The 17,157-nt window shown below is 62.2% G+C and carries 16 protein-coding genes; 12 read left to right on the top strand and 4 right to left on the bottom strand.

The window, feature by feature from the left end:
• Positions 1 to 131 precede the first annotated feature (131 nt).
• Genes E6C48_RS17620 through E6C48_RS17610 form a run of 3 tightly spaced genes read right to left on the bottom strand, consistent with a single transcriptional unit; the run spans position 132 to position 5,061 of the window.
• Entirely contained in the window at positions 132 to 1,244 is a 1,113-nt protein-coding gene (locus E6C48_RS17620) for an ABC transporter permease (RefSeq protein ID WP_136359489.1), read from the bottom strand.
• Positions 1,244 to 3,994 (bottom strand): ribosome-associated ATPase/putative transporter RbbA, encoded by a 2,751-nt coding sequence (gene rbbA, locus E6C48_RS17615; protein WP_230978831.1) that lies wholly within the window; start codon positions 3,992 to 3,994, stop codon positions 1,244 to 1,246. The genes E6C48_RS17620 and rbbA overlap by 1 nt, the downstream gene beginning before the upstream one ends.
• Positions 3,991 to 5,061: an HlyD family secretion protein gene (locus E6C48_RS17610; protein ID WP_136359487.1), complete on the bottom strand. Its 1,071-nt coding sequence runs from the start codon at positions 5,059 to 5,061 to the stop codon at positions 3,991 to 3,993. The genes rbbA and E6C48_RS17610 overlap by 4 nt, the downstream gene beginning before the upstream one ends.
• A gap of 147 nt (positions 5,062 to 5,208) precedes the next feature.
• Between E6C48_RS17610 and E6C48_RS17605 the strand changes: the two genes are divergently transcribed.
• The 12 genes from E6C48_RS17605 to E6C48_RS17545 all read left to right on the top strand — a co-directional run bounded on the left by E6C48_RS17605 (position 5,209) and on the right by E6C48_RS17545 (position 16,156).
• The gene (locus tag E6C48_RS17605) at positions 5,209 to 5,430 is read left to right on the top strand and encodes a hypothetical protein (protein ID WP_136359486.1); all 222 of its coding nucleotides are present in this window, start codon (positions 5,209 to 5,211) and stop codon (positions 5,428 to 5,430) included.
• A gap of 250 nt (positions 5,431 to 5,680) precedes the next feature.
• On the top strand, positions 5,681 to 6,205 hold the full coding sequence (locus E6C48_RS17600; protein ID WP_136359485.1) for an Hsp20/alpha crystallin family protein: 525 nt from the start codon (positions 5,681 to 5,683) through the stop codon (positions 6,203 to 6,205).
• Positions 6,206 to 6,564: 359 nt separating this feature from the next.
• Complete coding sequence (locus tag E6C48_RS17595) at positions 6,565 to 8,070, top strand: PAS domain S-box protein (protein ID WP_330998629.1); 1,506 nt, start codon at positions 6,565 to 6,567, stop codon at positions 8,068 to 8,070.
• Complete coding sequence (gene fixJ, locus E6C48_RS17590) at positions 8,066 to 8,677, top strand: response regulator FixJ (RefSeq protein ID WP_168734578.1); 612 nt, start codon at positions 8,066 to 8,068, stop codon at positions 8,675 to 8,677. The genes E6C48_RS17595 and fixJ overlap by 5 nt, the downstream gene beginning before the upstream one ends.
• A gap of 124 nt (positions 8,678 to 8,801) precedes the next feature.
• Complete coding sequence (locus E6C48_RS17585) at positions 8,802 to 9,134, top strand: hypothetical protein (protein WP_136359484.1); 333 nt, start codon at positions 8,802 to 8,804, stop codon at positions 9,132 to 9,134.
• A gap of 92 nt (positions 9,135 to 9,226) precedes the next feature.
• Complete coding sequence (locus E6C48_RS17580; protein ID WP_136359483.1) at positions 9,227 to 9,874, top strand: helix-turn-helix domain-containing protein; 648 nt, start codon at positions 9,227 to 9,229, stop codon at positions 9,872 to 9,874.
• 449 nt (positions 9,875 to 10,323) lie between these two features.
• Positions 10,324 to 10,752, top strand: coding sequence for a DUF2267 domain-containing protein (locus E6C48_RS17570; RefSeq protein ID WP_230978830.1), 429 nt, complete (start codon positions 10,324 to 10,326; stop codon positions 10,750 to 10,752).
• A 3-nt stretch (positions 10,753 to 10,755) separates the two neighbouring features.
• Positions 10,756 to 11,472 carry a phosphoribosyltransferase gene (locus E6C48_RS17565; protein WP_136359480.1) on the top strand — a complete coding sequence of 239 codons (717 nt, stop codon included), beginning with the start codon at positions 10,756 to 10,758 and terminating at the stop codon, positions 11,470 to 11,472.
• 13 nt (positions 11,473 to 11,485) lie between these two features.
• Positions 11,486 to 11,932, top strand: coding sequence for a pyridoxamine 5'-phosphate oxidase family protein (locus tag E6C48_RS17560; protein ID WP_136359479.1), 447 nt, complete (start codon positions 11,486 to 11,488; stop codon positions 11,930 to 11,932).
• Between the two features lie 90 nt (positions 11,933 to 12,022).
• Positions 12,023 to 12,427 (top strand): c-type cytochrome, encoded by a 405-nt coding sequence (locus E6C48_RS17555; protein ID WP_136359478.1) that lies wholly within the window; start codon positions 12,023 to 12,025, stop codon positions 12,425 to 12,427.
• 138 nt (positions 12,428 to 12,565) lie between these two features.
• On the top strand, positions 12,566 to 14,956 hold the full coding sequence (locus tag E6C48_RS17550) for a phosphoketolase family protein (protein ID WP_230978829.1): 2,391 nt from the start codon (positions 12,566 to 12,568) through the stop codon (positions 14,954 to 14,956).
• Between the two features lie 27 nt (positions 14,957 to 14,983).
• Positions 14,984 to 16,156, top strand: a complete 1,173-nt coding sequence (locus tag E6C48_RS17545) for an acetate/propionate family kinase (RefSeq protein ID WP_136359476.1) — start codon at positions 14,984 to 14,986, stop codon at positions 16,154 to 16,156.
• Positions 16,157 to 16,160: 4 nt separating this feature from the next.
• Here the strand turns inward: E6C48_RS17545 and E6C48_RS17540 are convergent, their stop codons facing one another.
• Complete coding sequence (locus tag E6C48_RS17540) at positions 16,161 to 17,000, bottom strand: universal stress protein (protein WP_136359475.1); 840 nt, start codon at positions 16,998 to 17,000, stop codon at positions 16,161 to 16,163.
• Positions 17,001 to 17,157: the final 157 nt, after the last annotated feature.

Below are 17,157 nucleotides of genomic sequence, written 5' to 3'. Positions count from 1 at the left end.
CATTCTCCTCCAGGCTAACTGTTATACGGAGCCCACCATCGCCCGCGTTCCTCGAACACGCTTTGCGCGGGATCAAAGAAACGTTTCCGCCTCGATCTCTCCAACCACGTGCTATCGCAATGATGTGGCCGCTATCGCAGAAACCGGCGAAAACGTTGGAGCGAAAAGGCGAATAGCATGCCGGCTATGGCCACCAGCGCGACAAGTTGCGGCCAGACCATAGCAAGCCCGGCGCCACGGAAAAGCACGGCCTGGGCCAGGATCACGAAATGCGTGTTCGGGGCCGCGTACATGATCGCCTGGATGATCTCGGGCATGTTCTCGCGTGGCGTCACGCCGCCCGACAGCAACTGAAGCGGCATCAGCACCATCATCACGAGCAAGGCGAATTGGGGCATTGACCCCGCGACGGTCGCCAGGAACAGGCCAAGACAGGTCATGGCAAGTATGTCGAGCCCAGCCCCCAACATGAAAAGGACCGGCGATCCTTCGACCGGTACTGCAAGCAGACCCCGGACGACAACAAAAAGGCAGAATGCCGTCGCAGCCAGTACGACAAGTCCCATGGACCAAAGCTTGCCGACCATGATCTCGAAAGCGGTGACCGGCATCACCAGCAGGTGTTCGATCGTGCCGTGCTCCCGCTCACGGATCAGCGCGGCGCCCGTGAGGATGACGGAAAGCATCGTGATGGCCTCGATCATCTCGTTGATGGCGCCGAACCATCCCTTGTTCAGTTCCGGATTGAAGCGGGCGCGCAGGTCGAGTTCCACCGGCAAGCGCTTCTCGGTCCTGTGGCGGGCCAGGAATTCCTCGACCTCGCCGGTAACGATGGACTGGACATAACCGCCGCCGGTGAACGCCTGCGACATGCGTGTCGCGTCTATGTTGAGCTGGAGGGTTGGCGAACGACCCGCCAGCAGGTCACGCTGAAAGTTCGGAGGAATATCGAGGGCGAAGGTGTCGAGGCCTGCATCCATCCTGAGGTCCATCTCAGGCTGCGCGATAAGTCTGGGCGGCATGAAATAGGGAAGGTAGAAGGCACCGGCGATGCGCGAGGATACGGCCGACTGGTCCTCGTCCACGATAGCGATCGGCGCCCGGTTCAAGGTTTCGGGCATGGCCTTCGACCCGACATAGATCGCCACCGAGAAAGCATACACGACCAGCACCAGCAGCATGGCGTTCCGGCCGAGCCCCCGCAGTTCCTTCACGCCCAGATGAAAGATGTTGGCAAGCCGCATCAGCGTTCCTGTTTTCTGAGGAAAGCGGCGCTGAGGCCGATGAGCACGGGGATGGCAATCAGCAGCGGAACGAACGCTCCCGACAGATCGTCGAAGCCAAGCGCCTTCGAGAAGACGCCGCGCGAAATGGCCATGAAGTAGGTCGCCGGATAGATCTGCCCGATGAAGGCACCGACGCCCTGCAGCGATGATACGGGATCGATCATTCCCGAATATTGAGCGGCCGGAATCATGGTGATCAGCACGGTGCCGAATATCGCGGCGATCTGGCTGCGCATGAAGGTGGAGAGGAACAGGCCCATGGCTGTCGCCACCGCGACATAGAGGAAAGCGGCCGCGGTCAGCGTCGCCAGGCTGCCGGTCAGCGGCACGCGAAACACGAAGACAGCAAAGGCCGTCAGCAGCAGGCAGTTCAACATGGCGATCCCGACATAAGGGATCTGCTTGCCGAGCAGGAACTCCATCCTGGTTACCGGAGTAACGTAGAAATTGACGATCGACCCGAGCTCCTTCTCACGCACCACGCTCAGCACCGCGAGCATGGACGGGATCATCAGGAGCAGCATCGGGATGACGGCCGGCGCCATGGCGTCCAGACTGCGGACATTCGGATTGTAGCGGTAGCGCACCTCAAGCTGGAAATCGCCCTGCGCGGCGGCGTCGCCATGGAGCTCGCGGGCTTTCTGCGCGAGCCAGCCCGCATGCATACCCTCGACATAGCCACGTACCGTTTCGGCCCGCGCCGGCATCGCGCCGTCGATCCAGGCGCCGACGGAAATCTCGCGACCACGCGCCAGATCACGCGCAAAGCCCGGCGGGATCTCCAGTGCCAGCGCGATCTCACCGCTTGCCATCCGCCTGTCCATATCGGCGTATCCGGCGAGCGGAGGCTTCTCGGTGAAGAAGCGGGAGCCGGACAGTTGCAAGGCGTAGTCCCGGCTGATGGCCGTGTCGTCATGGTCGAGGATGGCAAAGGTGAGGTTCTCGACATCCATGTTGATGCCGTAGCCGATCACGAACATGAGGATGAGGCTGCCCACGGTGGCGAGCGTCGCGCGGATCGGATCGCGCAGCAGTTCGAGCGTCTCTCTTCGCGTATAGGCATACATGCGGCGCAAATCGAAAAGGTGGCGTGTGCCGCCTCTGGAGGCGCCGGGAGGTTGCTCGAGGGATTCGGCGGCCATGTCGGGGGGCTGCCCGCCGGTTGCCGCATCCTCCAGATAGTCGACGAAGGCCGCCTCCAGCGTCGGCGTGCCGCGGCTGGCCATGATGGCGACCGGCGTGTCGCAGACGAGGACCTTGCCTGCGTGCATCAGGGCGATCCGATCGCAGCGTTCCGCCTCGTTCATGAAGTGGGTGGAGACGAAGACGGTCACGTTCAGGCGTCGCGACAGATCGACGAGGATTCTCCAGAACCCGTCCCGGGCTAAGGGATCGACGCCGGACGTCGGCTCGTCGAGGATGAGGACATCCGGCGCATGGATCATGGCAACCGCCAGCGACAGGCGCTGGCGGTTGCCAAGCGGCAGCGCCTCCGGCCATGCATCCAGAATTCCCGTCAGTTCGAATTGTCGCGCGACCTCGTCGATCCTCGCGCCGATGCTGTCGGCCGGCAGGCCGAACAGACGGGCATGGAGCTCGAGGTTCTGGCGGACTGTCAGTTCCGAGTAGAGCGAGAATCCCTGCGACATGTAACCGACGCGCCGCCTGACCTCGACGTGCCGCGGATCGACTTCGCGACCCAAAAGCATCGCCCGGCCATCGCTTGCGTCCAGAAGACCGGTAAGCATCTTCATGGTGGTCGTCTTGCCGCAACCGTTCGATCCGATGAAGCCGAAAATCTCGCCGCGGCCTATGCGGAAGCTGGCGTCGTCGACGGCCGTGAAGTCGCCGAAGCGCTTGGTCAGGTGCTCGGCCTCGATCGCCGCCTCGCCGTCGGCGTCCGCCGGCCGCGGCGGAATGACGACCTTCCGGTATCCTTCACGTTTTGCGGCTGGCAGCAGGGCAATGAAGGCTGCGTCGAGTTCGACAGTCCCGGTACGTTCCAGCAGTTCGGCCGGAGTGCCGGAAGCGAGCACCCGCCCGCCGTCCATGGCCACGAGCCAGTCGAAGCGGGCGGCCTCCTCCATATAGGCCGTGGCCACGACAACGCTCATGCCTTCGCGGCTGCTCCTTATCCGCTCGATCAATTGCCAGAACTGCCGACGAGAGAGTGGATCGATGCCGGTGGTCGGCTCGTCGAGGATCAGGAGGTCAGGGTCATGGATGAGCGCGCAGCAAAGACCGAGTTTCTGCTTCATGCCCCCTGAAAGGTTGGCAACCGGCCGGCTGGCGAACGGGGCGAGCCCGGTGCTTTCCAGAAGCTCCCGGATGCGGCGCTCGCGTTCACCTGTTTGATGCCCGAAGAGGCGGCCAAAGAAGTCGACATTGTCGAACACGGAAAGCGTCGGATAGAGGTTGCGCCCCAGCCCCTGGGGCATATAGGCGATGCGCGGATAGGCACCCCGCCGATGCGCGGCATTGGCCATGTCGCCGCTAAGGACTTCGACGTGGCCGGCCTGGATCGTCCGGGCGCCTGCGATCAGCGAAAGCAGGCTGGACTTGCCGACGCCGTCCGGGCCGATCAGACCGACCATGCAGCCGGACGGGATGTCGAGGGTGATCGCATCGAGAGCGCGGGTCTTTCCATAGGAAAGGCTGACGCCTTCCAGTCGCGCCACCTGGGCCGCTGCCGCTGCACCATGGTTCATTGCAGCAGCGTTCCCTGCAGGGCGGCAGGCCATTCGGCACCAGGATCGATCCGGACATAGGCGACGCCGGGCAGGCCGGTCTTCACCTGCTGGATGTATTTTCGCAGCAGCTCGGGCGAAATCTGCGCCTTGATGCGGAACATCAGCTTCTGGCGTTCCTCCTCGGTCTCGACCGTCTTCGGCGTGAACTGCGCGACATCGGCGACGAACGTCGCTTTCGCAGGGATGACGTATTGGGGCGCGGCGTCGAGGACGAGCCGGACTTCGGCGCCGATCGCCACGCGTCCGGCCTGCCCGGTCGGCAGGAAGAACCTCATGTAGACATCACCCAGATCGACGAGGTTCAGCACCCTGCCACCGCTGCCCAACACTTCGCCCGGCTCGGCCACCCGGTATTGCACGCGTCCGTCACGTGGCGAGCGGAGTGTCGCGTCGTCTATCTCGGCGTCGATGCTTTCGATTGCTGCTTGCGCCGAATCTACCGCCGCCTGCGCATCCACCACTTCGGCTTTGGCGGCGTTGATGGCCGCTTCGGTGGCAGCCAGTTGCGCTTCGGCCGCTGCGACCGCCGCTGCCGCGCTGCGTTCGGTCGCCCGATCGTTGTCGAGCACCTGTTGAGAGATCGTGTTGCTGGCCGCTAGCTGCTCGGAGCGCTTGAGCGTGCGCTCAGCGGCGTCGAGTTCGGCCTCGCGTTGCGCGACCACGGCCGCAGCGGCAGTCCTTTCCGCTTCCCGCTGGACGATCAGCGTTTTGGCGGTATCGCCGCCGATGCCGGCGCGCCGAAGCTGGGCCTCTGCCTGTCGACGCTGGGCTTCGAGCTGTGTCGTTTCCATGCGGGCAAGCACGTCCCCCGTCTTCACGAAGTCACCTTCGCCGACAAGAATTTCCTTGATTCGCCCCGGCGACTTCGCTGAGACGTCGATCTCGACCGCCTCGATGCGGCCGTTGCCGCTCGCCAGTCCTTCCGGCAACGCGCCGTTGTGGGATTTCTGCCAGGCATAGTATCCGCCGGCGGCGAGCACTGCCAATACGCCGACCGTGAGCCAGATACGCCGACCTGTCGTCATTTCCACGCTCCGTTGTGGCCGCGTGGCGACTGGTCAGATTGCCTGATGACGGGAAGGGCGCCATCGGCGCTGCCGAGACGAAGCGGAAGGTCGATCTCGTGATCAAACCAACCACGCACGTCGAAGGGATTGATCTGTCGAGGGCCCATGGCGACACCGCCCATCGCGCAACTCCGCTGCCTGCAATGTGTCGCCATCAAAACCGGAGCCGTGCGCGGCGACCTTGATCAGCGTCAATCGGCAGCAGCATGCGACGAATATGCGTCGACGACGCGCGCCGGGAAGGATCAAGGGCGTTCTCGGCTGTTCACTTCATTTTTGTTGAACAGAACCACATGCAACGAAAAGCGCATGACGGGCACGCTTTGATCCGCGTCAATGAGGGACCTGACGAGATATCGTTTGCTGAAATCCTTGCTGGATCGAGTTGGACCAGCCAAAGCGAGGCAAACGCGGCGTTTGCAAGCGCCATCGACCAAGCGCCGGCTGGATCGACAAGGACATCTCGCAAGCGGATCCGCCGCCCTTGGACTCTGGCGCCTCCAGGGAGACCCCGAAGGTGAAAGAGTAGAGAGGCGGCGGTATCCGTCCGAATCCGCTCACTCGAAAGGAGACCCCAATGGCCGAGATAGCCACGAAACTACCCGTCAAGAAATCCGCCGCGCCCACGAAATCCGAAGATTGGGCGCCATTCGAGAGTCTGCGCCGCGAGGTGGATCGGCTGTTCGACGATTTCCGTCCGTTCGACTGGCGTCTGCCTTCGAAGGTTCTGGGTTTCGAGGTCCCGCGCATTTCCCGCGCCGAATGGCAGGTCACGCCGGCAATGGATCTCGTCGAAAAGGATGACGTCTATGAAATCACGGCGGAGTTGCCGGGCCTGAGCGAGAAGAACGTCGAAATCAAGCTTTCCAACCATACCCTGACGATCAAAGGTGAGAAGAGCGAGGAAAAGGAAGACAAGCGGAAGGACTACTACCTGTCCGAGCGTCGCTACGGGTCCTTCCAGCGCAGCTTTCAGTTGCCCGAGGGCGTCGACGCCGACAAGATCGATGCACATTTCGCCCACGGCGTGCTGAGCGTGAAACTGCCCAAGACCGCCGAGGCGAAGAAGGGCGAGAAGACAATTGCGGTCAAGGCGGCTTGACCGTTCATGCGATCACCGGCGTGCCGATGACAGCACGCCGGTGATATCGTGTCAGCCATTCCGCGGGTCCTTGCGCTCGCTCAAAGAGCGCACCAACCCGATATGGAACAAAGGCGCCAAGTCGCGCCACCACCGGAAAGGCAGGACAGGAGCAGGCGAAAGATCGAAGAAGCGATATCAAACCTGTGCCTGCCGGACGTCGGTTCCTTCATGAAACATATGGTAGTTTCCTTCCTTTCTCTCCCACGCGCGCGCATGTATCTTTGGTCGAATTCACACGTCTCGGCGGCGGCTCTGCCACGACAAATCTCGACCTTGTGACAACCTTCTTTCGAGGCGATGTGGCGAGGAGCGTTCCGGTGCCTGCCAGAGATATTCCAGGGCTGCAAGGCCGTTTCCTGCAAGCGGTCTTCTCTTCCCGTTTTGAGGGTAATGTCGGCTATTTTCTTGCCGCGAGCGCCGTGGCTGCAATGTTTGTTGTCCGATTGGCTCTGCAAGGCGTCCTGGGCAGTGCCGTGACCTTCATTTTCTTCGTTCCTGCAATCCTTTTGGCAGCGATCGCAGGTGGTATCGGTCCGGGGCTTTTTGCTCTCGTCCTCTCCCTTCTTGGTGCGCTTTACCTTGCGGGTGCCGATGCCTCGTCCTGGGTGCAAAGTTCGGTCTTTGCCGTGGTCGGGCTTGCCATCGCCTGGATGGGGGAAATGCTCCATCATGCGCGGCGCGCCCTCGACAAGACGGAAGAAACGCTCAGGGCTCAACAGGATCATTTGCGCTCGATCTTGGATACGGTGCCCGACGCAACCGTGGTGATAGACGAACAAGGGCTTATCACTTCCTTCAGCGCGGCCGCCGTCCGACAATTCGACTACACGGAAGCCGAGGTGCTCGGCCGCAACGTGAACATCCTGATGCCCGAACCTTATGGCAGCGAGCATGACGGCTATATTCAGCGATATATCGCTACCGGCGAAAAGCGGATCATTGGAATCGACCGCGTCGTGGTTGGCCGTAGGAAGGACGGGTCCACCTTTCCCATGAAACTGGCCGTCGGCGAGATGAGATCGGCTACCGGCCGGTTCTTCACCGGGTTCATCAGGGATCTCACCGAGCGCGAGGAATCCGCGGCACGCCTACAGGAGGTCCAGAACGAACTCGCCAGGCTCGCCCGTCTCAACGAGCTTGGCGAAATGGCTTCGACATTGGCGCACGAATTGAACCAGCCGCTGGCAGCAATCGCAAATTACGCGCAGGGCTGCGTCCGCTTCCTCAATACTCTGGATGACGCCGCCGCCAACCGCATCCGCGACGCTCTTGAGGAGACTGCAAAACAATCGTTGCGGGCGGGCGGCATAATCCGGCACCTGAGGGAATTCGTCACGCGCGGCGAGGCGGACGTTACGCGCGAAACGATGCGCAAGCTGATCGAAGAAGCCGGCGCTCTTGCCCTCGTCGGATCGCGCGAGCAGGGGATCCGCTCGGTATTCGACTTTGCGCCGAAGGGCGCGGATGTCCTGGTCGACCGCGTCCAGATCCAGCAGGTGCTGATCAATCTCATGCGCAATGCGATGGAGGCCATGCGCGAAAGCGAGAACCGCGAACTGGTCGTGCAGACGACCATCGAAGACGGCTATGTCGTGGTCGAGGTGGCGGATACAGGCCCAGGTATCTCCGAGGAGGTGGCGACGCGCCTGTTCCAGCCTTTCGTCACGAGCAAAGCAAGCGGCATGGGGATCGGGCTTTCCATATCCAGACGGATTATCGAAGCGCATGGCGGCGATATCTCGGCCAGTCGAAACGACAGCGGCGGGGCGACGTTCAGGTTCACGCTCCCTCTGGCGGGAAAGGAAGTGTCGGATGCAAATTGACAACTACGTTGTTCACATCGTCGACGACGAGGAGCCTGTCCGTAAATCGCTGGCCTTTCTTCTGACGATGGCGGGCTTTACGGTCCGGGTGCACGATTCCGCAAGCAGCTTCCTTGCGTCGGCAAAGACCGTCGGCAAGGCTTGCCTCATCACCGATCTGAGAATGCCGGATATGAGCGGTGTGGAACTGCTGGAGAAACTGAAGGAGACTGGAACCTCGATTCCCGCCGTCGTCATCACAGGCCATGGGGATGTTCCGATGGCGGTTGCGGCAATGAAGGCGGGTGCCGTCGATTTCATCGAGAAGCCTTTCGAGGACGAAACGCTGGTCGAGGCGATCAAGCGAGCCGCAAGCCAGTTGGAAGAAAGTCCGGCAGCCATGGTGGATACGGCAACGCTGGGTGTAAGGCTCGACAGCCTTTCGGAACGCGAGCGCCAAGTGTTGTCCGCCGTCGTGGCGGGCCTGCCCAACAAGACCATCGGCTTCGATCTCGGCATCAGCCCTCGCACGGTCGAGGTCCATCGCGCCAATATCATGTCGAAGATGCAGGCAAGGAACCTGCCTGAGCTGGTTCGCATGAGCATAGCGATGGGCCTGTCTTCATAAACTCGCTGTCGAAAGCCTGGGTAACGTCCGTTTGATCCACAGCAATGCGCCGATCTGAGGCGACGTGGTCCAGTACGCACGATCTGCGCTGGATCAACTCGGTGGGTGCGGAAGGATGGCTCAAGTGATCGTCGTGACCCCGGACGTGGCTTTCAGGCACTCGCTCACTTTCGTGCTTGAAAGCAGCGGCGTCGCGGTATTGTCTTACGACGCCCTTGGTCCAGCGTTCGGATCACCACAAGCTCAACATGTCGGTTGCGCGGTTGTCGACGATGACGCCATTCATGATTGGCAATACGCGCAGGGCCTGTTCGCGAGCTTCAGGCATCCCGTCATTCTGCTGATTGACCAATACCGCTCGCCGCAGGAAGTGCCCTATGCGAGATGCCTGGCAAAACCGTTTCTCGGCGAACCGCTCCTGCAGGCTGTTCAAGACGCGATCGTCGGCAAGTCCTGACCCCGATACGTAGAAACCCGTACGGATACAACCGAATTTCGATCCTTCGGATTTGGGTGGATTGTTTCGTCATCGGTATCGAGGGACGATCCATGACGAACTTTGAGCAATCGCGCTATTCCCATCAGCTCGGCAGCATCCTGCTCGAGCGCAACGAATCCAACACGCCGTTGGGAAGCGGTCATCCCGCCACATTCTTCCCGGCAGGCTCGGAAATTTACGCCCAGGGCGAGACGTCCGGAAACCTCTACCAGGTGGAGTTCGGCGCCGTCCGCATCTACCGTCTTTTGTCGGATGGCCGACGTCAGATATCGGCATTTCACCTGGCCGGCGAGATGTTCGGTTTCGAAGTCGACAAGAGCCATCACTTCTTCGCCGAGGCAATCTGCGGCACCGGCATTCGCGTCCTCAGCCCTTCGGCTGCCCACGTCGTAGCCGAACTCCTGCCCATGGCGCTTCAAAGCCTCGTGCGTGCGCAGGAGCAACTTCTGGTGCTGGGTCGCCAGAATGCCGTGGAACGCGTCGCGGCTTTCTTCCTTGAGATGTCCGAACGTCAAGGCGGTCTGCGTCAGGTCGAGCTTCCGATGTCACGATTGGATATCGCCGACTATCTCGGTCTGACGATCGAAACCGTGTCGCGGGTCTTTTCGAAGCTGAAAAGCAAGGGAGTCATCCGGTTGCCAAGCCTGCGGAGCGTGGAGATCGTCAAGTTGCAGACGCTCCAGGATATGGCTGCATGAGCAGCTGTCATCAGCAGGCGCGGACAGGCTCTACCGGACTTCCGGAAATCTTCGGGAAAATACATGTGGTACCCGATAGCGACCGCACCCTTTAATCGCGATCTCGAATTGGCGGTTCAAGACCGGGACGGCACTCATGCGCTAGTGTTTCCCTGCCAGCGTATCCTGACCGGATGGATCGCGTCAAAGACCCATGAAAGGCTTGACGTATCACCGACGCATTGGCGGGCATGGAAGTGTACCGGCTCGAAGAAAGAGCTGAGCTAGCAGCGGCTGCGGATCGATTGAGCCACGGACAAGGATCTATCATGAGCCGACATGAGAGAATTCGAGCCTTTGATCCGGGTCAACGCGGTGCTCAGAGAGTTGACCTTCGTTATTCACCTGCCGCTACCTTGGTCGAAACGACCGGACGTGCGGCAAATCGAGCCCAAGGAGGAGCCGCAGCCGTGACCAAAACCACGATCTCGAACTTTTCGCAGGCAGCACAACAGGCGCAACATTGGGCCAATGAAGTCGCCGGCGAGTTGGACTGGGATGTCCCGCGCGCCTATCGGCTGCTGAAGGCGGTCTTGCACGCGCTCCGTGATTGGTTGCCGCCGGAAGAAATGAGCGATCTGGCGGCGCAATTGCCTACCCTGATCCGCGGCGTATTTTTCGAAGGCTGGCGTCCTCTCAACGGCCTTGGCCACGAACGTCGCAAGGACGATTTCATCATAGCCGTGAGACGGGAATTCGGCTTCGAAGCGGAGGTTGATTTCGATCGTGCCATCGGGGCTGTTTTTCATCTTCTCGATCGCCATATCTCGGCCGGAGAGATCGATCAGGTTCGCAACTCGATGAGAAGAGCGCTCCGGCAGCTTTGGCCGGTGGACTGAGTCATGTTTCGCGATCGCCAGGAAGCAGGACGGATGCTCGCGAACGAACTCGCCGGGCTATCGCTTCACGCACCCGTCGTCCTTGCTCTGCCGCGTGGCGGCGTGCCCGTGGCCGCCGAGGTCGCGGCCGTGCTGAATGCGCCTCTCGACCTGGTCATCGTCCGCAAGGTGGGCGCTCCAGGCAATCCTGAACTTGCGGTGGCGGCGATTGTCGACGGCGATCCGCCGGACGTCGTCCTCAACCGAGAAATCGTGGAAGCCTACAATCTCGACGACGCGGCTCTGGCGACGCTGGTGAAACGCGAGCGGCCAGAGCTCCAACGCCGACGAACCCTCTATCGAGGCAGCCGGTCGCCGCTTTCGATTGCCGGAAAAACCGCGGTTCTCGTGGACGATGGCGCGGCAACCGGCACCTCGATGAAGGTGGCCATACGCGCACTCAAACGGCGATCGCCGACAGCAATCGTCGTGGCGCTGCCGATTGCCCCGCCGGAGACCGTGGCAGAACTCAGCCAGGAGGCGGATCGTATCGTGTGCCTGGCGCAGCCGCCGCATTTTCGGGCGCTTGGCTACTACTATCGCAATTTCGAACAGCTCGAGGACGAGGACGTGCTCGCCGCCTTGGGTCGCGGCCGAGAGGGCAGGGACGCCGCGACCAGCAAACGAGGCAAAGCGGCTGTGGAAAATCCCCACACAGCCGACGCGAAAAAGAAGCGATAGAAAGGAGGCGGGCATGTTGATCAGAACCATGACGACGCTAGAATGCACGAAACTGTTGGATAGCAACCGGCTGTGCAGAATCGCCTGCGCCAAAGACAATCAGCCCTACGTCGTGCCTGCCTATTTCGTTCATGCCGAGAACCACCTCTTCATGTTCTCGATGCTTGGCAAGAAGATCGAATTCATGCGGGCGAATCCACGCGTGTCGGTGGTTGTCGAGGAGCACAGCGAACACCGGCAGTGGAAGAGCGTCGTTGTCGACGGCAGGTACGAAGAGCTGCCCGACGAGATAGGTCACAAGCGCGACAGGGACCATGCCTGGTCGATATTGAGCAAATACAACGACTGGTGGGAGCCGGGCGCGCTGAAGCCGCTTCTGCCGCCCGTCTCGAACGAAATGTCGCACGTGTTCTTCCGCGTCTCGATCGACCAGATCTCGGGGCGCGATGCGAAGGAATAACCGTGCCGCGCAAGAGGATTTGACGCCCGTCAAGGAAAGGTTCGGTTTTCGAGCCATGCTGCCTTTGGACCGCCGAAAGGAGCACGGACGATGAAATGGGCGTTGGCGGCAACGGTGTCCCTCCTGTGCGTCTGCTCTGCGGCATCCGGTCAGGAAACGAGCTACGGCCAGGTCGAGTATCTGAACTCCTGCGCCATGTGCCACGGCGAATCCGGCGAAGGCGACGGCCCTCTGGCTCATGACCTCTACAAGGCTCCGGCGGATCTGACGCGATTGTCCGAGCGGAACGGCGGCGAGTTTCCCTACTGGCTGGTGTTCGCCACCATTGACGGCCGGCATACGGCGAACCAGCAAGACTATCGCGACATGCCGGTATGGGGCGAACGGTTTCTGGAAGGCGACGCCAAAAAATACGGACCCAAGGGCGGAGAGGCCGTCACGACCGAACGCATCCTAAGATTGGCCGATTATGTGCAGTCATTGCAGCGGCGTTAGGATCCGAAGCTGCCGGGCCTGATCGGATCGCTGGCATCGGATCCAAGGATCGGCTGAGACGCTCTGGGGTGGTACGGATCGCCAGGGGACCTAGTTTACTTGTTCCGTTCCAGCGACTGATAATCGAGGAGAAGGATCGTGGCCGACGCGTATGACCAGAAGGAACTCGACCTCATCGACCGTTACTGGCAGGCAGCAAATTACCTCTCGGTCGGACAGATCTATCTTCTCGACAACCCGTTGCTGAAGGAGCCGCTTCGGCCGGAGCACGTCAAGCCGCGCCTGCTCGGCCACTGGGGCACCACGCCCGGCCTCAATTTCGTCTATGCGCACCTCAACCGCGTCATCCGCGCCCGCGATCTCGACATGATCTACATCTGCGGCCCCGGCCATGGCGGGCCGGGCATGGTCGCCAACACCTATCTGGAAGGCACCTACAGCGAGATCTATCCGGACGTCTCCTGCGACGAGCCGGGCCTGCGCAGGCTGTTTCGGCAGTTCTCCTTTCCGGGCGGAATCCCCAGCCACGCGGCGCCCGAAACCCCCGGATCGATCCATGAGGGCGGCGAACTTGGTTATGCGCTCGCCCATGCCTATGGCGCGGCGTTCGACAATCCCGACCTGATCGTCGCCTGCGTGATCGGCGACGGCGAGGCCGAGACCGGCGCGCTGGCGGCCTCCTGGCACTCGAACAAGTTCCTCAATCCGGTCCATGACGGCGCCGTCCTGCCGATCCTGCACCTGAACGGATACAAGATCGCCAATCCGACCGTGCTTGGTCGCTTCGAAGGAGAGGAACTGCGGAGCCTGCTGGTCGGCTACGGTCACGAACCGTTCTTCGTCGAGGGCGACGATGCGCAGGACATGCACCGGAAGATGGCCGCGACAGTGGACGCGGCCCTCGACCGCATCGCCGAAATCCAGCATGCGGCAAGGCAATCCGGCACGGTGGAGCAGCGTCCGCGCTGGCCGATGATCGTGCTGAGAAGCCCGAAGGGATGGACGGGACCGAAGGAGGTCGACGGCAAGAAGGTGGAGGGGTTCTGGCGCGCCCATCAGGTACCGATCACGGACCCGCGGGCCGATCCCGGCCACCTGAAGCTGCTGGAAGACTGGATGCGAAGCTACCGGCCGGAGGAGCTTTTCGACGGGGCGGGCGCCCTGCGGGACGAGCTTCGCTCGCTTGCTCCCGCCGGCGCCCGGCGAATGGGCGCCAACCCGCATGCCAATGGCGGGCTACTCAAGCGCGAGTTGCAATTGCCGGACTTCAGGGATTTCGCCGTGGCTGTCCCGCAGCCCGGCGGCACGCTGGCCGAGGCGACCCGGGTAATGGGCGCGTTTCTCGAAGGGGCCGTGCGCCTGAACGCCGATGCGCGAAGCTTCAGGATCATGGGGCCGGACGAGACGGCGTCGAACCGGCTGGACGCCGTGTTCGAGGCGACCGAGCGCGTCTGGATGGAGAAGATCGAGCCTTACGACGTGCATCTGGCCCGGGATGGCAGGGTCATGGAGGTGCTGAGCGAGCATCTGTGCCAGGGCTGGCTCGAAGGCTACCTGCTGACCGGCCGGCACGGCCTGTTCTCCTGCTACGAGGCCTTCATTCACATCGTCGATTCCATGTTCAACCAGCACGCCAAATGGCTGAAGGTATCGCGCGGGCTGGCATGGCGGCGGCCGATCGCGTCGCTCAACTATCTGCTGACGTCGCATGTGTGGAGGCAGGACCACAACGGCTTCAGCCATCAGGACCCCGGCTTCGTCGACCTCGTCGCCAACAAGAAGGCGGACATCGTGCGCATCTACCTGCCGCCGGATGCGAACACGCTGCTGTGGGTGACCGATCATTGCCTGCGGACCTACGACCGCATCAACGTCATCGTCGCCGGCAAGCAGCCGTCGCCACAATGGCTGGCCATCGAGGACGCCGCCGTGCATTGCAAGGCCGGTGTCGGCGTCTGGGAATGGGCCGGCACCGAGAGGGGCGGCGCCGATCCGGACGTGGTGATGGCCTGCGCCGGCGACGTGCCGACGCTGGAGACGCTGGCCGCCGTGGACCTGATGCGGCAGGCGGTTCCCGACCTTGCCATCCGCGTCGTCAACGTCATGGACCTGATGACGCTGCAGCCGAAGGAACGTCATCCGCACGGCCTGTCGGACGCCGAGTTCGACAGGCTGTTCACCAAGAACCGTCCGGTGATCTTCGCCTATCACGGCTATCCCTATCTCATCCATCGGCTGACCTACAAACGGACGAACCACGACAACATCCATGTACGCGGCTTCAACGAGGAGGGGACGACGACCACGCCGTTCGACATGGTGGTGCTCAACGAGCTGGACCGCTTCCATCTCGCGATGGAAGCTATAGACAGGGTGCCGGAGCTGGGCGCGAAAGCGGCCGAAGCCAGGCGGCGGTTCGCCGGCCGGCTCGTCGAGCACACGCGCTATGTGAGGGAGCACGGCGAGGACATGCCCGAAATCCGGGACTGGAGCTGGCCGTACAAGACGGTGGCGCGGGCGGGTGACTGAGTCCGCGACTGGAAGGGATTGCAGGTGATGGCGGGCTCGATCCTGGCCCTGAACGCGGGCTCGTCCAGCCTGAAATTCGGCCTCTTCGAAAGCGGAACGCTGCGCCGGATGGTGTCCGGCGGTTTCGATGGCGTGCACGACATGCCGCGTCTGGCCGCGAAGGACGGAAACGGGGCGCTCGTCGCCGACCGATCGATCCGGCAGCAGAAGCCGCCGGTCGAAACCCTGCTCGGCGCGCTGTTCGAGTGCCTCGCTCCCTGGCTTGCGGACAGGCCGCTGGCGGCGGTCGGGCACCGCATCGTCCATGGCGGCAGCCGCTTCGTCGCCCCCGTCGGCCTGTCCGAAGCGGTCGTTCGCGAACTCGACGCGCTGACGCCTATCGCCCCGCTGCATCAGCCTGCCTGTCTGGAACCGGTGCGCGCGCTGATGCGCTCACATCCCGGCCTGCCGCAGGCCGGCTGCTTCGATACAGCTTTCCATCACACTCTTGCGCCGCCCGTCAGCCGCTACGCCCTGCCGCGCGAATTCGAAGAGCAGGGCATTCGCCGATACGGCTTTCACGGATTGTCCTACGAATTCATCGCCGGGAGGCTGCGGGAGATTTCCCCGGAAACCTTCGGCAAGCGTACCGTCGTCGCGCATCTCGGCAGCGGTTGCAGCCTCTGCGCCATGCGCGAGGGAAAGAGCCTGGACACCTCCATGGGCTTCTCCGCGCTCGACGGCCTGATGATGGCGACGCGGCCGGGCGCCATCGATCCTGGCATCATCCTCTACCTGCAACAGGTTCGCGGCATTTCGGCCAAGGACGTGGAGGACCTGCTTTACCACCGTTCCGGGCTCCTCGGCGTCTCGGGAATGTCGGGAGATGTCCGCGACCTGTTGGCCAGCGAGCATCCGCATGCGGCGGAGGCCCTCGATCTCTTCACCTTCCGGATCGCGCGCGAAATCGCGGCGATGGCCAGCACGCTGCAAGGGCTGGACGCGCTGGTGTTCACGGGAGGCATCGGCGAGCATGCCTGGCAAGTCCGCGCCGCGGTCTGCGAACGGCTCCGGTGGCTGGGCGTAAAGCTGGACAGGGACGCCAATCGTTCCGGCAAGGAGCGGATCTCGGGCCGGCAAGGCACGGTCGAAATCCACGTCATCGCCACGGACGAAGAATTGACCATCGTCCGTCAAGTATCAGCGCTCATTCCCATATGAGCTGTCAGCGCGCCAGGAAAACCGGCAGCGGAGGGTTTTCCAGCATGGAGCGGGTCACGCCGCCGAAGATGCGCTGGCGCAGCCGGGAATGGCCGTAAGCGCCCATGACCAGCACCTCAGCGTCGGTGTCGACGGCATGCCGCCGGAGCACCTCCGCCACGGAATGGTTCTCGCTCGGAAGGCGGTCGACGGTGACGTTGACGCCGTGGCGCGCCAGGAACGTCGCCACGTCGGCGCCAGGTTCCTCGCCATGAAAGCGCTCGCCTTCGACAGGATCGACAATGGCCAGATGCACCTCGTCGGCCGCGGCAAGCAGGTCCAGGGCTTCCCCCACGGCCCGCGTCGCCTCGATCCGCGTGTCCCACGCGACCAGGACGCGCTTGGGATTGAGTGTCGGCTGGGCGCCTTCAGGAACCAGCAGAAGTGGCTTTCCCGACCAGAACAACGCACCTTCAATAACCTTTTGCCGCAGCGTTTCCGAGGCAAGCAATTCAGGTCCGGCAAGCGTAAGGTCGGCATAGCGCGCACGTCGTCCGACCATCTCGTCGGCCCAGCCCACCTCCGCATAGTCGCTGACGACGTCGCCCGAAACAGGGTTCGCAGCCACGAAAGCGGATATTTCTTCGGTGCGGGCCTTCAGACGTCTCTGATCGGCTTGTCGCTCCTGCATCCAGCCATCCGACACGACGACGGCGTATTCGCCGATTGGCGGAGGAGCGGCCAAAGCCATGACAAGCACTGAAAGATGCGCTTCGGCTTGTTGGCACAGGTCTACAGCAAGCTTGAGATCGCCTTGCCAGCCGATTTCCGGCCCGGTGATCGTCAGAATTGTCTTGAACGCCATGATTCCGATCCTCGCATCTCGCTTTTGTCCAGAAGCGATATTCAGTTCTTCTCCCGGCTTCATTGCGTTGGATCAAACCTCCCATCCGCTCACGATTGATCCCGGTCAAGGAAAGCAGGCAGCTTCTGGCGGAATCTGCATGCTCGTCGATCGACAT

The sequence above is a fragment of the Ollibium composti genome (assembly GCF_004801285.1).
Lineage (GTDB): Bacteria > Pseudomonadota > Alphaproteobacteria > Rhizobiales > Rhizobiaceae > Mesorhizobium > Mesorhizobium composti.
This window is presented reverse-complemented; position numbering and strand designations above follow the sequence as displayed.